General features: G+C 59.8%; 16 protein-coding genes. 1 reads left to right on the top strand and 15 read right to left on the bottom strand.

Going from position 1 to position 18,111, the window contains the following annotated elements; genetic code table 11:
- Nucleotides 1-87: 87 nt before the first annotated feature.
- The 13 genes from metK to trpS form a co-directional block, all read right to left on the bottom strand.
- Entirely contained in the window at nucleotides 88-1,368 is a 1,281-nt protein-coding gene (gene metK, locus ACP7E6_RS18365; RefSeq protein ID WP_426231158.1) for a methionine adenosyltransferase, read from the bottom strand.
- A 249-nt stretch (nucleotides 1,369-1,617) separates the two neighbouring features.
- Nucleotides 1,618-2,037, bottom strand: coding sequence for a helix-turn-helix domain-containing protein (locus ACP7E6_RS18360; RefSeq protein ID WP_113246676.1), 420 nt, complete (start codon nucleotides 2,035-2,037; stop codon nucleotides 1,618-1,620).
- A 154-nt stretch (nucleotides 2,038-2,191) separates the two neighbouring features.
- Nucleotides 2,192-3,781 (bottom strand): apolipoprotein N-acyltransferase, encoded by a 1,590-nt coding sequence (lnt, locus tag ACP7E6_RS18355; RefSeq protein ID WP_426231157.1) that lies wholly within the window; start codon nucleotides 3,779-3,781, stop codon nucleotides 2,192-2,194.
- 158 nt (nucleotides 3,782-3,939) lie between these two features.
- Complete coding sequence (locus ACP7E6_RS18350; RefSeq protein WP_426231156.1) at nucleotides 3,940-5,094, bottom strand: transporter associated domain-containing protein; 1,155 nt, start codon at nucleotides 5,092-5,094, stop codon at nucleotides 3,940-3,942.
- A 12-nt stretch (nucleotides 5,095-5,106) separates the two neighbouring features.
- A complete protein-coding gene (gene ybeY, locus ACP7E6_RS18345) occupies nucleotides 5,107-5,613 on the bottom strand; it encodes an rRNA maturation RNase YbeY (RefSeq protein ID WP_426231155.1) in 507 nt (168 codons plus the stop codon).
- Between the two features lie 18 nt (nucleotides 5,614-5,631).
- Nucleotides 5,632-6,687, bottom strand: coding sequence for a PhoH family protein (locus tag ACP7E6_RS18340; RefSeq protein ID WP_426231154.1), 1,056 nt, complete (start codon nucleotides 6,685-6,687; stop codon nucleotides 5,632-5,634).
- Between the two features lie 29 nt (nucleotides 6,688-6,716).
- Entirely contained in the window at nucleotides 6,717-8,117 is a 1,401-nt protein-coding gene (miaB, locus tag ACP7E6_RS18335; protein ID WP_426231153.1) for a tRNA (N6-isopentenyl adenosine(37)-C2)-methylthiotransferase MiaB, read from the bottom strand.
- 60 nt (nucleotides 8,118-8,177) lie between these two features.
- Nucleotides 8,178-8,966, bottom strand: a complete 789-nt coding sequence (locus ACP7E6_RS18330; RefSeq protein WP_426231152.1) for a lysophospholipid acyltransferase family protein — start codon at nucleotides 8,964-8,966, stop codon at nucleotides 8,178-8,180.
- 147 nt (nucleotides 8,967-9,113) lie between these two features.
- On the bottom strand, nucleotides 9,114-9,626 hold the full coding sequence (locus ACP7E6_RS18325; protein WP_426231151.1) for a GNAT family N-acetyltransferase: 513 nt from the start codon (nucleotides 9,624-9,626) through the stop codon (nucleotides 9,114-9,116).
- 1 nt (nucleotide 9,627) lies between these two features.
- A complete protein-coding gene (gene tsaB / locus ACP7E6_RS18320; RefSeq protein ID WP_426231150.1) occupies nucleotides 9,628-10,293 on the bottom strand; it encodes a tRNA (adenosine(37)-N6)-threonylcarbamoyltransferase complex dimerization subunit type 1 TsaB in 666 nt (221 codons plus the stop codon).
- 46 nt (nucleotides 10,294-10,339) lie between these two features.
- Complete coding sequence (locus tag ACP7E6_RS18315; protein WP_113313971.1) at nucleotides 10,340-10,906, bottom strand: NifU family protein; 567 nt, start codon at nucleotides 10,904-10,906, stop codon at nucleotides 10,340-10,342.
- A gap of 155 nt (nucleotides 10,907-11,061) precedes the next feature.
- Nucleotides 11,062-11,553 (bottom strand): universal stress protein, encoded by a 492-nt coding sequence (locus ACP7E6_RS18310; RefSeq protein ID WP_037104521.1) that lies wholly within the window; start codon nucleotides 11,551-11,553, stop codon nucleotides 11,062-11,064.
- 53 nt (nucleotides 11,554-11,606) lie between these two features.
- The gene (gene trpS, locus ACP7E6_RS18305; RefSeq protein WP_426231149.1) at nucleotides 11,607-12,674 is read right to left on the bottom strand and encodes a tryptophan--tRNA ligase; all 1,068 of its coding nucleotides are present in this window, start codon (nucleotides 12,672-12,674) and stop codon (nucleotides 11,607-11,609) included.
- A 417-nt stretch (nucleotides 12,675-13,091) separates the two neighbouring features.
- On the opposite strand from trpS, the gene ACP7E6_RS18300 reads away from it, so the two are divergent.
- Nucleotides 13,092-13,574 (top strand): YcbK family protein, encoded by a 483-nt coding sequence (locus ACP7E6_RS18300; protein ID WP_426231148.1) that lies wholly within the window; start codon nucleotides 13,092-13,094, stop codon nucleotides 13,572-13,574.
- A gap of 16 nt (nucleotides 13,575-13,590) precedes the next feature.
- Here ACP7E6_RS18300 and murJ read toward each other — a convergent pair whose 3' ends face one another.
- Together murJ and ACP7E6_RS18290 are read right to left on the bottom strand one after the other, a co-directional pair.
- Nucleotides 13,591-15,183 carry a murein biosynthesis integral membrane protein MurJ gene (gene murJ / locus ACP7E6_RS18295; protein WP_426231147.1) on the bottom strand — a complete coding sequence of 531 codons (1,593 nt, stop codon included), beginning with the start codon at nucleotides 15,181-15,183 and terminating at the stop codon, nucleotides 13,591-13,593.
- Nucleotides 15,180-18,026, bottom strand: a complete 2,847-nt coding sequence (locus tag ACP7E6_RS18290) for a [protein-PII] uridylyltransferase (RefSeq protein ID WP_426231146.1) — start codon at nucleotides 18,024-18,026, stop codon at nucleotides 15,180-15,182. Before ACP7E6_RS18290 ends, murJ begins: the two co-directional genes overlap by 4 nt.
- Nucleotides 18,027-18,111: the final 85 nt, after the last annotated feature.

The following is an 18,111-nucleotide window of genomic DNA, read 5'->3' as shown; positions in this document are numbered from 1 at the left end:
GGCAATGGTCTTTCACGATAAAAGCGGACGTCTCCGTCAGGAAACATCCGCTTTACAGTTTTATCGGCAGGTCCGTAAAGAGCCGGATCAGGCGGCCTTCAGCCCTTCTTCCTTCAAAGCATCCTTGAGCGGCTTGACCAGATCAAGCTTTTCCCAGGAGAAGGAGCCGTCGCGCCCAGCCTTGCGGCCAAAATGACCATAGGCCGAAGTCTTGGCATAGATCGGCTTGTTGAGATCGAGATGGCGGCGGATGCCTGATGGAGACAGATCCATCGTCTTGCGGATTGCGCCTTCGACCTGGTCTTCCGTGACCTTGCCGGTGCCATGCAGATCGACATAGATCGACAGTGGCTGCGCGACGCCGATCGCATAGGCGATCTGGATCGTGCAACGGTCTGCAAGGCCAGCGGCCACGACGTTTTTGGCGAGGTAGCGTGCAGCGTAGGCTGCCGAACGGTCGACCTTGGTCGTGTCCTTGCCGGAGAACGCGCCGCCGCCATGCGGGGCTGCGCCACCATAAGTGTCGACGATGATCTTGCGGCCGGTCAGGCCCGCATCACCATCCGGACCGCCGATGACGAACTTGCCGGTCGGGTTGATGTACCAGTTGCAGTCGTCGGCAATGTCGATGTCGTGCAGCGCTTCGCGGATATAGGGCTCGACGACTGAGCGGACTTTGGCCGAATCCCAGCTTTCGTCGAGATGCTGGGTGGACAGGACGATCGAGGTTACCGCGGATGGCTTGCCATCGACGTAACGGACCGTCACCTGGCTCTTGGCGTCAGGACCAAGGCGGCCAGCTTCGCCGACGCCCTTCTTGCGGGCCGTCGCCAACAGATCAAGGATGCGGTGGGAGTAATAAATCGGCGCCGGCATCAGCTCTGCCGTTTCCTTGCAGGCGTAACCGAACATGATGCCCTGGTCGCCGGCACCTTCGTCACCCTGCTTGTCGGCGGCATTGTCCACGCCTTGGGCGATATCGGCCGACTGGGGATGCAAAAGCACGTCGATCTTGGCGGTCTTCCAGTGGAAGCCGGCCTGCTCGTAACCGATTTCACGGATCGCCTTGCGGGCGGCGGCCTTGAACTTCGCAGGATTGATAACCGGATGGCCGGCGGCGTCCTTCAAAACATTGCCGTCCTTGTCCTTCTTCAAAAGCGTGTCCGGCACGCGGACTTCACCGGCGATGATGACCCGGTTGGTCGTCGCCAGAGTTTCGCAGGCGATGCGAACACCCCAGGGATCCACGCCGGTTTTGGCGGCTTCACGATACACAAGATCGACGATTTCGTCGGAAATCCGGTCACAGACCTTGTCTGGATGGCCTTCTGCCACGGATTCACTCGTAAACAGGTAGTTAGCGCGCATGCGGGAAGTCCCCTCAAAGAAAAAACTGCTTCAAACGTGTTAGTGATTTTGCCAGGAAATGACAAGCACACAAGGACATAAATATATCTTTATATCAGCAAAAGAGGAACGATTTTCCGGGCATTCGACGCTTTTACGTGGCATTTCAGCAGTCTGCCACTTTCAAGACAACCGTCGTGTCGTGCATCAGCGCACAAAAAAAGCGGCACTATCGGCCGCTTTCTTTCACTCTGTGCCGTCACGTCAGCCTTATTCGGCTTCCGCTTCTGCTGCCAAAGCCTTGACGAGGTCCACGAGCTTACGGCGCACCTTGGGATCGCCAATCTTGACGAATGCACGGTTGAGCTGGAGGCCTTCGGAGGAAGACAGGAAATCGACCACGTAGTTCGAGCTCGAGGCTTCTGCCATGCCAGACGCACCGGTGGACGAATCGCCCGGAGCATCTTCGAAAAAGAAGGATACCGGAACATTCAAGATGCTTGAGATGTTCTGCAGACGGCTGGCGCCGACCCGGTTCGTGCCCTTTTCATATTTCTGAATCTGCTGGAAGGTAATCCCGAGGGCCTCTCCGAGTTTCTCCTGGCTCATGCCCAGCATGGTACGCCGAAGACGAATCCGGCTACCGACATGAATGTCGATAGGGTTCGGCTTCTTCTTGTTCTCTATCATAACGGTTTCCTAATAAGAGAAGTTTCAATTGCTCCATAACCTGGACACTTGCCGAGAGCAGACTACACGTCACGTGTGCAGCCGGGGCGGAAACCCCTCGAACATAGGTGAAGATCGATGGTGAATGCCACTATGCAATTTTAGGGGTTTTTGGTCAATTCTCTCGCAGAATAAAACTTGCGCGGGAAATAATCGCTAAACCGAGCAGAAGGCACCCAATCAGGATTGCGTTTCGTTCTTGCTCCTCATGGCTCATTAGCAAAGCAAACTTTCCCGGCAAAAGTGTGTCCACGAAGCCCCTTGTTCCGAGCGGAAACCCGGTGACGATCTCTCCGCGTCCGTTGATAACAGCCGAAACGCCGGTGTTGGCGTCGCGAATGAGCGGCAGGCCTGTCTCCACCGAGCGTACCTGGGCCTGCTGGAAATGCTGGTAAGGTCCGGGCGTATTGCCGAACCAAGCGTCGTTGGTGAGATTGAGCAGGGCGTCGGCCTGGCGCGCATCCCTGCCGATTTCGCCAGGAAAAATAGCCTCATAGCAGATCAGCGGATAGAGCGTCGTACCGCCCGGCAGTGTCAGCAACGAGCGTGTTGCCGCAGCGGAAAAGCCGCCGGGCATGGCGACCGTATCAAGCCCGGCCGCCTGCAGCAGGTTTTCCAGCGGCAGATATTCCCCGAAGGGAACAAGGTGCACCTTGTCGGACGCGCCAACTATCTGGCCCCGGTCGTCAATCACATAGATCGAATTGTAGTAGCGCGGCGGCTGGCCGGGGCCACTGGCTTCAGCCCGCACGGCGCCGGCGATGAGCAGCTGGCCATCTTGCAGCACATCGGAAATTCTCAGCAAAGCATCGGGATTTTCGGTCAGGATGAACGGCACTGCTGTTTCCGGCCAGACGACGATATCTGGGCGCTTGCCGCCATCGGCCGGTGGCGCCTGTGTCAGTGCAAGATGCTCTTCAAAGATCTTCATCCGCTCGTTATCATCGATTTTCTGCGATTGATCGATCAACGGTTGGACAAGCCGGACCATCAGAGCGGGATCGGCAGGCGGTGGCAACGGCTGTTCCAGCCGGTAAAAACCGTAGCCGAAATGTGCGCATACCAGCAGAACAGCAAGACCCAATCCGACACGCAGTCCCTTGCGGGTGCCCAGCAGCGCCGGCGCTGCGAAGACGAAGACAGCCAGCATATTGACGCCGGCAAGGCCGATCATCGCGGCCGACTGCATCATCAGCGGAACGGGCATGGCCGCATAGCCGATCGCATTCCAGGGAAAGCCGGTGAGGACAAAGCTGCGCAACCACTCAAAAAGCCCGAAGGCAAAGGCGAGCGCAGCAATCCGGCCGAGGCCGTCGGACCAAAGGATGCGGGAGATCGCGGTTGCGAACGCATAGAAGAAAGCCAAGAACGCCGGGACGCCGATAACAGCCAGTGGCACCGCCCAGGCAAAATCATCGGCTTCGACGAGAAGCGCATTACCCAGCCACCACAGGCCGCCAAGGAAGTAGCCGAAGCCGAAACACCAGCCGATCCAGAACGCCGGAAAGCTGCGCCTGATCATGCCATGGTCGGGATTGCCCGATGCGCCATCGATCAGCCAGACGAGAATGGGGAAAGACAGGAACGGTGCCGCGAAAATGCCGAAGGGCGGCAAAGCGAAAACGGCAATCAAACCGGCGACGAAGGCAACAAGAGCCCGGCGGGCTCCCGACAACAGCATGATCCTGCCCGCAAGCCACTCCATTCACTTCCCCCAATCGGCACAAGCCGCCACCCGGTCATTTGCGCGGCAAACAGAAACGCGCAAAAACCGTCGATCCGAATCAACGTGGCGGCAGTGTTCCAAAAAAGCAGCGGCTTGTCGTGCCTGGAAACAGCGTTTTAGGCGAAGAGCGTAGGGGCTCAGCCGGTTTCGCGCAGTGTTTTTTCCGGCTCGGCGATTGGTGATGCCTCGAAAGGCACATCCTCTTCGCCCTTTGCCGGACGGCGGCGGGCCGGTGGACGCTTTCGAACGATCCGCACGCGCTTCACACGGCGCGGATCGGCATCCAGAACCTGGAACTCGAAACCGGGGATCGCCTGGACCACTTCGCCACGGGCGGGAATGCGGCCGAGTGCTGCAAAGACCAGGCCACCGAGCGTATCGACATCCTCCAGCTGCTCGCGCACATCGAAATCCGGTCCGATCGCTGCGGCAATCTCTTCCAGTTCGACGCGGGCATCAGCCACGAAGACATCATCGGAGGTTTTTGCGAACATGACTTCTTCATCGTCATGCTCGTCTTCGATATCGCCGACGACCATTTCGACGATATCCTCAAGCGAAGCGAGACCATCGGTGCCGCCATATTCGTCGATCACCAAGGCCATCTGAATACGGGCGGCCTGCATGCGCTGCATCAGATCCGAGGCGTGCATGGACGGCGGCACGAACAGGACCTGGCGGATGATGCCGGCCTCTTCGACTGTCTTTGACAGATCGATGCGGCCGAGATCGAACCCGGCTTTAGGCTGGCGAACCGGCTTTTCCGCCGTGCTGGCTGTTGCGCTGGCCGTTGAACGGCTGCCGTTGCGCCGCTTGTTACGGGCCTGTTTGGTGACATAGGACAGCAGGTCGCGGATATGGACCATGCCGCGCGGGTCATCGAGGCTTTCGCTGTAGACCGGCATGCGCGAGCGGCCGGATTCCTCGAAAATGACCATCAGCTCGGCGATGGTTATGCTGAGATCCACCGCTTCGATATCGGCCCGGGGGACCATGACATCCTCGACACGGACCTCACGGAAACGCAGAATATTGTTGAGCATGGCGCGTTCGGCCGGCGTAAAAGCCGTATCGCCATCGGCCGCACCAGTCATCAACGCGTCGGTAAGATCTTCACGAAGGCTGGAGGCATTGCCCGCACGCCAGATCCGGGCTGCACGGCTCCAGAAGGAGGAGCCAGACTTGCCGTTCTCAGGTTTCGGGGCGGTGCTACTACTGCCCGCTTCGTCCTGACTGGAGGCTTCCGCCTCGTCTCTTACAGCCGGGGCCGGCTGTGCTCTAAAATCGCTCATTGTTCCAAACTATCAAACGGGATCGCTGTCCCCATAGGGATCAGATAAACCAAGACCGGCCAAAATGCGAGTCTCCAGGCTCTCCATTCTTTCGGCATCACTCTCATCGAGGTGATCATAGCCGAAAAGATGCAGAAATCCATGCACCAGGAGATGGGTCAGGTGCTCGTCGAAAGGCTTGCCGAGATCATTGGCCTCGCGCACCAGCGTCTCATGGGCAAGGATGATATCGCCGAGCATCGGCCCCGGCATCTTGCCCGGCGTCACCGGAAAGGCTGGAAAAGACAGCACGTTGGTCGGCTTGTCCTGGCTGCGCCATTCCGCGTTGATCTCACGAATGGAGGCATCGTCGGTGAAGACCAGCGACACTTCCGGCGGCATTTTCGGAAACGGCTGTTTTTCCTCGCGCTGCAGGAATTCGGCGCTCGCGCCAAGGACGCGCTCGCTCAGCGATAAAAGTTCCGCCTCGGAAGGCCATGGGCCTTCCTCGACGCTGATCTGAATATCAAGGCTCGTCATGATTGGCTTGCTTCCGCCTCAGCGGTCGCCCTGCTCGCTTTCGTCATGCACGGCGGTCGTTGCCTCATAGGCACGAACGATGCGGGCAACCATCGGATGGCGAACAACATCGACATCCTTGAAGCGGACCACCGACACGCCCTCGACCCCCTTGAGGATCTGCAGGGCCTCGACAAGGCCGGACTTGACGCCGCGGGGCAGATCGACCTGGCTTGGATCGCCGGTGACGATCATCCGGCCGTTTTCACCGAGACGCGTCAGGAACATCTTCATCTGCATCGCCGTGGTGTTCTGCGCCTCATCGAGGATGACGGCGGCATTGGCGAGCGTGCGTCCGCGCATGAAGGCAAGAGGCGCGATTTCGATGACACCGGCAGTGATAGCCCGTTCGACCTTGTCGCCGGGCATCATGTCGTAGAGCGCATCGTAGAGCGGCCGCAGATACGGATCGACCTTGTCCTTCATGTCGCCGGGCAGGAAGCCGAGGCGTTCGCCTGCTTCGACGGCAGGACGCGACAGCACGATGCGGTCAACCGCACCGCGCTCCAGAAGCTGTGCAGCGTGTGCCACCGCCAGATAGGTCTTGCCGGTACCGGCAGGGCCGACACCGAACACCAGCTCGGACCGCTCCAGCGCGCGCATATAGGCGTCCTGCGTCGGTGTGCGGGCCGCAACAGTCTTCTTGCGCGTCGAAATCTGCGCGAGGTTGAGCTTGGCTTTCTTTTCCATTGTCGGCAACTGTAGCTGGTCATCGGCGGCAACAGCCATGCGGATGGCGCCTTCGACATCGGAGGATTCAACGGTGCTGCCGTTCTGCAGGCGCCCGTAGAGATAATCGAGCGCCCGGCGGGCCTGATTGGTGGCGACCACTTCGCCCGAGATCGAAACGGAATTGCCGCGCGGCCGTGCATCGATATGCAGGCGCTGTTCGATCAATTTGAGGTTCTGGTCGAACTGGCCAAACAACTCGCTGGCGAACCGGTTGTTCTCAAATGTGAGCACGAAGTGATTGACGTCTGTCGCGGATGTTTTCGACTGGCGCGGCGAGGATGAAACCAATTCGTGTCCGTTCAAGCGGTCAGGCTCCTTGAGTTAGCGGTCCTTCAGCTTACCACTTCGGCAAACAGACTGTTAGGGCCCGCACCAGTGATTCGTACAGAAACAATGTCACCGATTTGCGATGCGTTTGCATCAACATTCACCGACTGCAGCCAAGGCGAACGGCCGATCAGCTGCCCCGGCATGCGGCCAGGCTTCTCTAGAAGCAGGTCGATGGTCTTGCCGATACATTGCTGGGCAAATTCGTTTTGCTGTTTTAGCAACAAAGCCTGCAATCTTTCCAATCGCTTGGCTTTGACGTCTTCCGGAACCTGATCGCCGAGGTCGGCGCCGGGAGTTCCCGGGCGGGTCGAATACTTGAACGAAAATGCCTGTGCATAACCAACGGTTTCCACCAGGCGCAACGTATCCTCGAAGTCCTCGTCGGTCTCGCCGGGAAAACCAACAATGAAATCGCCCGACAGCGCAAGATCGGGCCGGGCTGCCTTGATACGGGCAATCAGCGCGATGTACTCGGCCGTTGTGTGCCGCCGGTTCATCGCCTTGAGGATGCGGTTGGAGCCGGACTGGATCGGCAGATGCAGGTAGGGCATCAGCTGCTTCAGGTCGCGATGGGCCTCGATCAGGCTGTCTTCCATGTCGCGCGGGTGGCTGGTGCTGTAGCGCAGACGGGCAAGGCCCTCGATCTGGGTCAGGCGATGCAGCAGTTGGCCCAGCCCCCACTTTTCGCCATCGGCTCCAAGGCCGTGCCAGGCATTGACGTTCTGGCCGAGAAGCGTGATTTCGCGTACGCCGGCATCGACCAGCTTCTGGGCTTCGGCAACGATCTGAGCAACCGGCCGGGACACTTCGGAGCCGCGCGTATAGGGCACGACGCAGAAGGTGCAGAACTTGTCACAGCCTTCCTGCACGGTGAGGAAAGCGGTGACGCCTCTCGCCTTGGTCTTGGCCTTGTCCGGTGCCGGCAGGTGCTCGAACTTGTCCTCGATGGCATAATCGGTTTCCAGCACCCGCTCGCCGCGCTGGACGCGTTTCAAGGCTTCCGGAAGACGGTGATAGGTCTGCGGGCCGATGACGAGATCAACGGCGGGCGCCCGGCGCAGGATTTCGTCGCCTTCGGCCTGCGCCACGCAACCGGCAACGCCGATCATCATTTCGCGGCCTTCGCTGGCCTTTTTCTTCTTCAAATCACGCAACCGCCCGAGCGCCGAGTAGACCTTCTCGGCCGCTTTCTCACGGATATGACAGGTATTCAAAAGCACAAGATCGGCGTCTTCCATGACGTCGGTCGAGACATAGCCGTCTTTCGCCAGCGCATCCGTCATCCGGTCGGAATCGTAGACGTTCATCTGACAGCCGTAGGTCTTCACAAAGACCTTGCGGACCGGTGGGCTTTCAAGAGCAATTTCGGGCTTTGCGGATAAAACGGCGATTTCCTGTGTCATGCCCGGTTCCATAGAGCATCGAGGCCCAAAATTGAAGCCCCTTCCCTTGCCCCGGCTGCGTCAGCGGCCGCGCAACTTGAGAGCCAGCATCGAGCGGATGCTCTTTTCCACCTGGCGGCTGACGACCTTGCGATTGCTCTCTGCGGTGTAGGTGATCTGCTCGCCGTAGATCACATCGACATCGACAGCACCCTCGTAGAGGATACCGAGCAGATGCGGCGCCAGCGCGATGTCACCCGGCCAGGCGGCGACCGGCCGGTGATAACGGCCCATCGGCATGCCGTGAATGCCGGTATAGGCGATGGCGACCGGCTGGACATGGACGGCACCGGTTGGCGACATCGGCACGGCGGCAGCGGCGGCGCCAAACAGCGAGGTCTTGATCTCCAGCAACCGGTTGCCATCCGATGTGGTGCCCTCGGGAAACAGAACGACGATCTCGCCGTCGGCCAGCCGCTTGCCGATCTCGTTGACCTGATTGCCGGTGGTGCGCTTTTGATCGCGATCGATGAAGATCGTTGCCTGCAAGCGTGCCAGAAGGCCGAAGACCGGCCAGGCCTTGACGTCGGACTTGGCGACGAAGACCACATCGGCGATCGAGCCGAGAACAAGGATATCCTTCCAGCTGGCGTGGTTGGATACCAGCATCAGTGGCCGCTGCCGGTCCGGCGTACCGTGGACGCGGACCCGGATACCGACGAGGTGGCAGGCCAAGCGGTGCCAGAGGCGCGGCAGCGTACGCCGTTGCGGCGTGTCCAGCCAATGGAAAACGATTTGCACCGGCGCCATGACAAGGGTCGCAAGCACGAGAATCGTCATGCACAGCGTGACGCGCAGCCAATTGATCACGCGCTGTTTCCCAGCACGGCGGCCGGCATAGCCGCCACCCGCAACGAGCCGCGTCTATCGTGATCTCTGCATGGTCTGTGGGGATTGCAGCGCAAGCGCGTTTCTCTTCCAGGTCCGCTTCACATCAGTCAGGTCAAGCGGGTACGGCTAGCCAAGATCGAGACGCATGACAAGGGCGCCGGTTTTGGCGCCGTTAATATCTTGATAATATGCACGTCTCTCACCAACCTTGGCAAAGCCGAGTTTCCGGTAGAGAGCGATGGCGGCAATATTGGTCTCGTCAACTTCAAGAAAAACCGCTTCGGCCGCCTGATCGCGCACCTCGCGCAACGCGGCCCGCATCAAACGCCAACCAAGACCGAGGCGCGAAAATCGTGGATCGATACCGATCGTCAGGATTTCCGCTTCACCGCCCGCCACCCTCGACAGCACGAAGCCACCGACAAGCGGTTGCGTAATGAATGGTCGCGTATAGGCGTTGTTCTGACGGGCGATGAAGCCGAAAACGGTGCCCTGGCTCAGCAGCGAATGCAGTTCGCCGTCGCTCCAGGCGTGGGTAAAGCGCGATTTGTGGATCGCGGCTGCCTGCGGCAGATCAGCTGTTTCCAGGGCGAAGATTTCGAATTCCGGCTTGCGGACGAAATAGTCGGACAGCGACATCTTATGCTCGCGCCACCGCAAAACCGGCCTGCGACTTGACGTCGGGACCCCGCAGATAGAGCGGGCTCGGCTTGCCGCGCGAAGGATCGGCTATGGCACCCAGGCGGGCGACAAGACGGATGTCGGTCAAATCCGTTTGCGCGGTGTTTTCCGGCGGGTTGTCCTTCAGATGCCTGGTGGCGGTGCCGCAGATGAGGCCGTCGAAATCGGCAAACAGTCTTTGGGCCTCTGGAATTTCAAGCATCAGCGCTTCACTGCGCGGCCTGCCGTCGGCTTCAAAACTCTGGCAATAAAGCTCGTCGCGCTTGGCATCGATCGTCGCCAATATGGCGCGTCCCGGATGCGTTTGGCGGGCAGCTTCGGCAATGGCGGCAAGTGTTGTCACGCCGACGGCGGGCACGCCAAGCGCCAGGGCAAAACCACGCGCGGCAGCGACGCCGACACGGATGCCGGTGAAGGAACCGGGGCCGACGGTGACGGCGATGCGGTCGATATCCGCAAGTACCTTGCCACAGGCCGCCAGCGCCTCATCGATAAAGCCCATCAGTTGCTCGGCGTGGCCACGGCCGATATCGGCACCGGCAGAGGCCAGAACCATGTCGTTGCCGCTGTCATAGACCGCAGCAAAACAACCCGTCCCAGCCGTGTCGAGGGCCAGGACGATCATGCTTTTTCAACTTTGATGGATAGTCGCGGCACGGATGAACGCTCGCTCAGACGGCTTCGACCGCCTGCACTTCGGGGATGAAATGATGCAAAAGGTTCTGCACGCCGTGCTTCAACGTTGCCGTCGAAGATGGGCAGCCGGCGCATGCGCCCTTCATGTTGAGGAAAACCGTGCCGTCGCGAAAACCCTTGAAGGTGATGTCGCCACCATCCTGGGCCACGGCCGGACGAACGCGGGATTCCAGCAATTCCTTGATGGTCGCGACAATGGTCTCGTCGCCCTCATCGAAGAACTCGCCGTCCTGATCGCTTTCTTCAGCGCGCGTATGGACTGCCATCACCGGCTGGCCGGACATGAAATGTTCCATGATCGAGCCGAGGATAGCAGGCTTCAGGTGCTGCCATTCCTGCGCTTCCTTGGTGACGGTGATAAAATCATAGCCGAAATAGACGCCGGTCACGCCGGGGATCATGAACAGGCGCGCAGCGAGAGCCGATCCGGCTGCAGCTTCTTCCTCATCGCGGAATTCCGCCGTGCCATTTTCCATCACCACCTTGCCCGGCAGGAATTTCAGCGTGGCGGGGTTCGGCGTGGCTTCGGTCTGGATGAACATGTTTTTGCTCCGCGTCGGCCGGGATCGCGTTCAACCAGCCTGTTTAGAATTGTTCAAAAGAATATAAGCCGTTTGGACGGCGGCTTCAAGATGCGTGGGCAAGCGTTTCGGCCGCCCAGGATCAATTCCGTTGATCCTGGCATTAACGGCAGGGCTCAGCTCAGCGCGTCGATTTCCTCGTCCGTCAGCAAATCCGGTATCACCGTCACCGGAATCGGGAAAGCCGCAGTTTTACCGGCAATCGACGACACCAGCGGACCGGGGCCATCCTTGGCGGAACCGGCGGCCAGCACGAGGATGGCAATATCTCGATCCTCCTCGATCAGGCTGTAGATCTGATCGGTTGCGCCACCTTCACGGATGACCATTTCCGGCTCGATCCCGATCGTTTCGCGCACAGTCTGGGCGATCTTGGCAAGCGTTGCCTCGGCTTCGGCGCGGGCTTCCGCGCGCATGATACCCTCGACACCCAGCCATTGCTGGAAGTCTGCGTCGGCAATGACATAAAGCAGAACAAGACCGCCATTGGAGTTTTTGGCGCGCATGCCGGCATAGTGGACGGCGCGGCCGCATTCCGGCGTATCGTCGATCACCGCCATGAATTTGCGGCGGTGACCTTCCAGTCTTGAGAGTCGTGTTGAAACCATGAGGCGACTCTTACACCCGATATTTTTGGCTGCAAGGTTTCTTTTGCGGCGAATTATTGCAGAAAGCCGACGATTTCCCGGACCTGTTTCATCGTCACTTCCGCCCGTGCCCGCGCTCGCTCGCCGCCATCACGCAGGATGCCGTCGATATGGCTGGTGTCATCCATCAAGCGGCGCATTTCGCCCGAGATCGGGGCAAGAATAGTCACCGCAAGATCGACCAGAGCCGGCTTGAAGACCGAGAACTGCTGGCCGCCGAATTCTGCGAGCACCTCGGGCTTGGTCTTGTCGGATAGGGCTGCGTAGATGCCGACGAGATTATCGGCTTCCGGGCGGCCCTTCAGGCCATCGACTTCGCTCGGCAGGGCATCCGGGTCGGTCTTCGCCTTGCGGATTTTCTTGGAGATCGTCTCGGCATCGTCCATCAGGTTGATGCGCGACAGGTCGGAAGCGTCCGACTTCGACATCTTCTTGGTGCCATCGCGCAGCGACATGACGCGCGGCGCTGGACCGCCGATCAGGGGCTCGACCATCGGAAAATAGGCATGCACCGGCTCATCGCCGACCTTGATATCAACACCGTAATCGGTCCGGCGGATATGGTCGCTGAAATCGATGTTGAACTTCTGAGCAATATCGCGGGCGAGCTCCAGATGCTGCTTCTGGTCGTCGCCGACCGGCACATGCGTACCGCGGTAGACGAGAATGTCTGCAGCCATCAGGCTCGGATAGGCGAGCAGGCCCAGCGAAACCTGCTCGGCATTCTTGCCGCCGGACTTGTCCTTGAATTGGGTCATCCGCTCCATCCAGCCGATGCGGGCGACGCAGTTGAAGATCCACGCGAGCTCGGCATGCTGAGGCACGGCGGACTGGTTGAAGACGATGTGCTTCTTCGGATCGATGCCGGCTGCAATGAAGGCGGCAGCGATCGAGCGGATCTGGTTGCGCAAATCCTCATGAACCAGCTGTGCGGTCAGCGAGTGAAGATCGACGACGCAATAGATGCAGTCGTTGTTTTCCTGCAGCGCCACGAACTTGCGGATCGCCCCGAGATAATTGCCGAGATGGAGATTGCCTGTCGGCTGAACGCCGGAAAAGACGAGCGGCTTGAAGTCTGACATCGTGTCCTCATTCGGGCTTGTGGAGGGCCCGGCCTCTGTTGCTGTTGGCGGCTTATGCACATTGGAACAGCGGCGATCAAGAGGCGTGCGATCGACGCCGGCGGCAAATTCCCTCCAGAGTGGAGGAACGGCCTGCCAAGATATTGAATCCAAAGATCCAATTTGGAATTTTTTCCTCTAATGTTCCATGAGAGTTAACAAGTATGGCGCCAATACGGCATAGCTCTTTAGAGCTAGAAGACGAAAATTTCACAAAATTGCTTCATTTCGGATGAATTTACCAATTCGTCACCGCAACCAGGTTCTCAGCCGAGCTCGTTCTGCTGTACTGCGCACTCCGATAGCGCGGCGAACCAATATCTGGATGGGGCCTGCTCCAAAAAGGACACCGAGCAGAGCCATGCCAAGAGGATTGTCATGCGCAACCTACTATCGCTCGCGCTTGCGTGCCTGCTCGCCGTTTCCAATTTCGCCGTCGCCGAAGCCAAGGACGACCGTCCGCGTAAAGTGAGGCTTCCCGTGCACAGCAGAACCACGGCCTATGCCGTCCAGACCGTATCGGTCAAAACCGGCTGCTTTTCCCCGCGTCTCGAGGGCATACTGGCACATATCGCTGCGAAAACCGGACGCCGGCCGTTGGTCACCTCCGGCCACCGGCCGCGCTCACACCGTTCCGGTTCGATGCACCGGTTTTGCCAGGCAGCGGATATCCGCGTATCCGGTATTTCGGATAGCGCAATCATCGCGGCGGCGAAAACAGCACCGGGCATTGGCGGTATCGGCCGCTATTGCAACGGGATCATTCATGTCGATACCGGGTCCCGGCGCCAGTGGACCTATTGCGGCAAATCGAACCGCCACTTCCTCAGCGCCAAGCGCCGTTCCGGAAAGCGGGCGTGAAGCCCTGCTGCTCGCCTCACGTGTCCGTGGGGGGCGGTGTGTTGGCGGCACCCTTGCGCTTGATGTTTCGCCGGATCATCGACAGGTCTGCTCCGCCGATCAGGAAAGCGACGGCGAAATAGACGACCATCGAGACGCCGATCAAAATTCCGAGCGCGCCCAGTTTTGTCCAGAACGGCGACCCTGACGCCAATGAAACGGCGAACACACTGCGTAGATAATAGAGAACGCCACCCATGATCGACGCGGCAACAATCAGCAGAACCGTGCGGCGCAGCAGAGCCCATTCCCATGTCAGATGACCGCGCCGCAGCAGCGTCACGAAGAGCAGGACCGTGCTGATCCATCCGGCTGTGGCTTCGGCAACCGCGATGCCCGGCGCACCCAAGCGGGGAAACAGCGTGATTGCCAGAGCGCAATTGGCAGCAATGGCAACGGCCGAGAAGCGCATCGGCGTCTTGGTGTCCTCGCGCGCGTAAAAACCCGGCTGCAGCGCCTTGATCAGCACGAAGGCCGGCAGGCCAATACCGTATATGGCAAGGATGGAGCCGACGACGGCGGTATTGCCGGCATGGAAGGCACCGCGTTCGAACAGCACCCGAATGATCTCGTCGGAGAGAATCCACAGGGCGATGGCAGCCGGAATGGTGAGGAACAGCACGAACTCGATCGAGCGGTTCTGCAGGTTTCCGGCCTCGCGCAGATGGCCGCCTTTCAGCGCCCGCGACAGTTCCGGTAGCAGCACGACGCCGACAGCGACCCCGACAACACCAAGCGGAAGCTGATAGATACGGTCGGCATATTGCAGCGCGGCGATGGCACCATCCTGCGCCGAGGCGATCGCCTGGCCGATCAACTGGTTGATCTGGGTGATACCACCGGTGATGGCAGCTGGGACCGCCAGGATCAGCAGGCGCTTGACGTTGGGCGTGATGCGGGGAAACCTGAGGCCGATGCTCATGCCGGCATGAAGGACGCCAAGATAGACGACCCCGAGCTGCAGCACGCCTGCTACCATGACGCCCCAGGACAGATACCAGGCGGTCGCCAGCGGATCGGCACCGGTGTAGAGCGCGTAAAACAGCGCGCCGATCATCACAACGTTGAGGAAAATCGGCGCCACGGCGGCGGCAAAAAAGTGGTGCAGCGAATTGAGCATGCCGCTCATCATCGCGGTCAGCGACATGCACATGAGATAGGGGAACATCACCATCGCCATGCGCACGGTGAGAGCTGATTTCTCGGCATCATCGGCAAAACCGGGCGCGATGACGAAGCGCACCAGAAGCGGCATCGACAGTTCCATCGCTATGGTGATCAGCAGCAGCACCGTGAACAGAACGCCGAACACTTCCTCGGAGAAACGCTTGGCGCCATCCGTGCCGTTGGCTTCGATCTCCTTGGAAAACAGTGGCACGAAGGCGGCGTTGAAGGCGCCTTCGGCAAAGAGGCGGCGGAACAGGTTGGGGAACCGGAACGCCGCATAAAAGACGTCGGCCATCGGGCCGGTCCCAAGTGCCGCCGCCATCAGCATTTCACGGGCGAAACCGAAGATGCGGCTGCCGAGCGTGGCGCCGCCGACGGTCATGAATTTCTTGACGAGGCTCATGATTCTGCCTTGGATTTTTTAGCACCGGTGACGGAGCGCGTGTGCTGCGGCGCGATCATGCCGGAGGGCATGCGGTCGCGCATCTCGTCCGCCTCGTCCGACATCACCGCCTTCAGCCGCGCGACGATATTGCTCTGCCGGCTCTCATTGGTGATCTTCTGGCCGACAAGGTCGGTGACATAGAACGTGTCGATGACCTTCTCCCCAAAAGTGGTGATATGCGCCGAGGCGATATCGAGCGACAGGTCGGAGAGCACGGCGGTGACCTCCGACAACAGGCCGGTGCGATCGAGGCACTCGACCTCGATGACGGTGAACTTGTTCGACAGGCTGTTGCTGATGGTGACGGCCGGCGGCACCGTGAACGCCTTGTTGCGCTTGCGATGTTTCGTGCGGCTGGCAATCACTTCCGGCAGGCGTTTCTTGCCCGACAGCACGTCCTCGATCATCTTGCCGATATTCGCCGCCCGGCGCATCTCGTCGTCATCGACCGGAAACTCGCGGGTGATCAGGATCGTATCCAGCGCCCGGCCGTCGGAGGTGGTGAAAATCTGCGCATCGACGATATTGGCCCCGGCGGCGGCACAGGCGCCCGCGATGACGGCAAGCAGACGCGGATGGTCCGGTGACAGGATGGTGATCTCGGTGATGGCGTGGAACTGGTGCGTGCGCACCATCGTTGCCAAAGCACGGCCGGTCTTGTCGGCCTCGCGAATGAAGCGGGCATGGCGCAGCTGGTCTTCGAGCGGCACCGACAGCAGATAGGGCTGGTAGTGCAGCTTGGTATAGGTCTCACGATCCTTCTGGCTCCAGTCGGACAGAGCCTCAAACAGCACATCGGCCGCATGCGCCGCACGCTCCTTGCGCGGCAGATCGGAAAAACCGCCTGACAAAAGCAGTTCAGTCTCGTAGTACAGCGTGCGCAGCAGTTGGCCCTTCCAGCCGTTCCACACACCGGGCCCGACGGCACGGATATCGGCGATGGTCAGGATCAAGAGCATCTTCAGGCGGTCGAGCGATTGAACCTTTTCGGTAAAATCGATGATCGTCTTGCGATCGTTAAGGTCGCGCGTCTGTGCGACCATCGACATGGTCAAATGCTCTTCGATCAGCCACGCCACCGTTTCGGTCTGCTTGGGCGTCATGCCAAAGCGCGGGCAGAGTTTTCGGGCAACCTTGGCACCGGCAGTCGAATGATCTTCCGGACGGCCCTTGGCGACGTCGTGCAGAAGAACCGCAACGAACAAGGCGGTGCGATCCTCGACGCCCGGCATCAGCTTGACGGCCAGTGGATGCAGTTCCTCGTCACGGCCCTGATCGATCCGTGACAGCACATCGACGGCGCGCAGCAGATGCTCGTCAACGGTATAGTGGTGATACATGTTGAACTGCATCAGCGAGACGATCTTGCCGAATTCAGGGATGAAGCGGCCGAGCACACCGGCTTCGTTCATCCGTCGCAGGATCAGCTCCGGATCGCGGCGCGAGGTCAGCATCGACATGAACAGCCGGTTGGCCTCTTCATTGTCGCGCACTGCAGGGGTGATCAGGCCGAGCGACCGGGTAACCTGCTTCAAGGCGGCGGGATGGAACTCCAAGCCGTTGATATCGGCCACGTGGAAGATGCGGATCAGATTTATGGGGTCGCGCTTGAAAATATCCGGGCTTGCCAGCGCGATACGGCCGCCGTCATCGACGAATTCCAGGGTGCCGGCGATCTTGCGGATGCGGTGGGTGAAGCGGCTGAGCGCGGCGGTGAAGCCCGGAAGCTGCTTGGCCTGCTGGTCTTCCAGTGCCGCACAGAAGATACGGGTGAGATCGCCTACACTCTTGGCGACCAGGAAATAGTGCTTCATGAAGCGCTCGACGGCGGTCATGCCGGGGTGGTCGTGATAGCCGAGGCTTTCGGCAATCTCGCGCTGAATATCGAAGGACAGTCGCTCTTCCGCCTTGCCGGTCAGGAAGTGCATATGGCAGCGCACCGCCCAGAGGAAATCGTCGGCCTTCTGGAAAAGCTGATATTCCTGACGCGACAGCACGCCGAGCTTGATCAGATCGGCAGAATCCTTCACCCGGTAGAAATATTTGGCGATCCAGAACAGCGTGTGGATATCACGCAGGCCGCCCTTGCCTTCCTTGACGTTCGGCTCGACCAGATAGCGCGTGTCGCCAGCCTTGCGGTGGCGCTCGTCACGCTCGGCAAGCTTGGCGGCGATGAAGTCGGGGCCGGTATTCTTGACGATCTCGGTATCGAAGCGGGTCTCAAGCTCGTCGGCCAGCTCCTTTGAGCCGCAGATATAGCGGGTTTCGAGGATCGCCGTGCGAATGGTCATGTCGCCGCGCGACAGCCGGATGCACTCTTCGATCGTCCGCGTTGCATGCCCAACCTTGAAGCCGAGATCCCACAGGATATAGAGCATGAATTCGATGGCGGGCTCGGCCCAGACGGCCTTCTTCACCGGCAGCAGGAAAAGAAGGTCTATATCCGACCCCGGCGCCAGCGTGCCACGGCCATAACCGCCGACTGCGGTGACGGAGATGCGTGTCCACGGCTGCGCGTTGGCGGCGTTGAAAACCTCGTTGAGGACGAAATCATGCAGGACGGTGATCAGCAGGTCCTGCAGCCAGGAAATCCGCTCGGCGCATTTCAGCCCGCTGCCATCCTTGAGCAACAGTTCATGGGCCTTTTCACGGCCGGCCAAATTGGCTTGCTTGAAAGCTGCCAGCAGCGCCTGACGCATCATGTCGCGGTGTTCCGCATGCGCAGAAGCGATGAAACTGCACTTGGCCCTGAGTGCCGCTGCATTCAGGATATCGGGAAATGACGTCTCATGTATGGTCATCAAAGGCCGACCGTCTTCCTGTCCGGCGGGCTCGGCGAGCCGCTGCTTTTGCATGCGCTATAGACCTTTTGTCCGAGAATGGACA

It is taken from the genome of Pararhizobium sp. DWP3-4, assembly GCF_049898205.1.
GTDB lineage: Bacteria > Pseudomonadota > Alphaproteobacteria > Rhizobiales > Rhizobiaceae > Pararhizobium.
The sequence above is the reverse complement of the archived record's forward strand: the minus strand, read 5'-3'. Positions and strand labels throughout refer to the sequence as shown.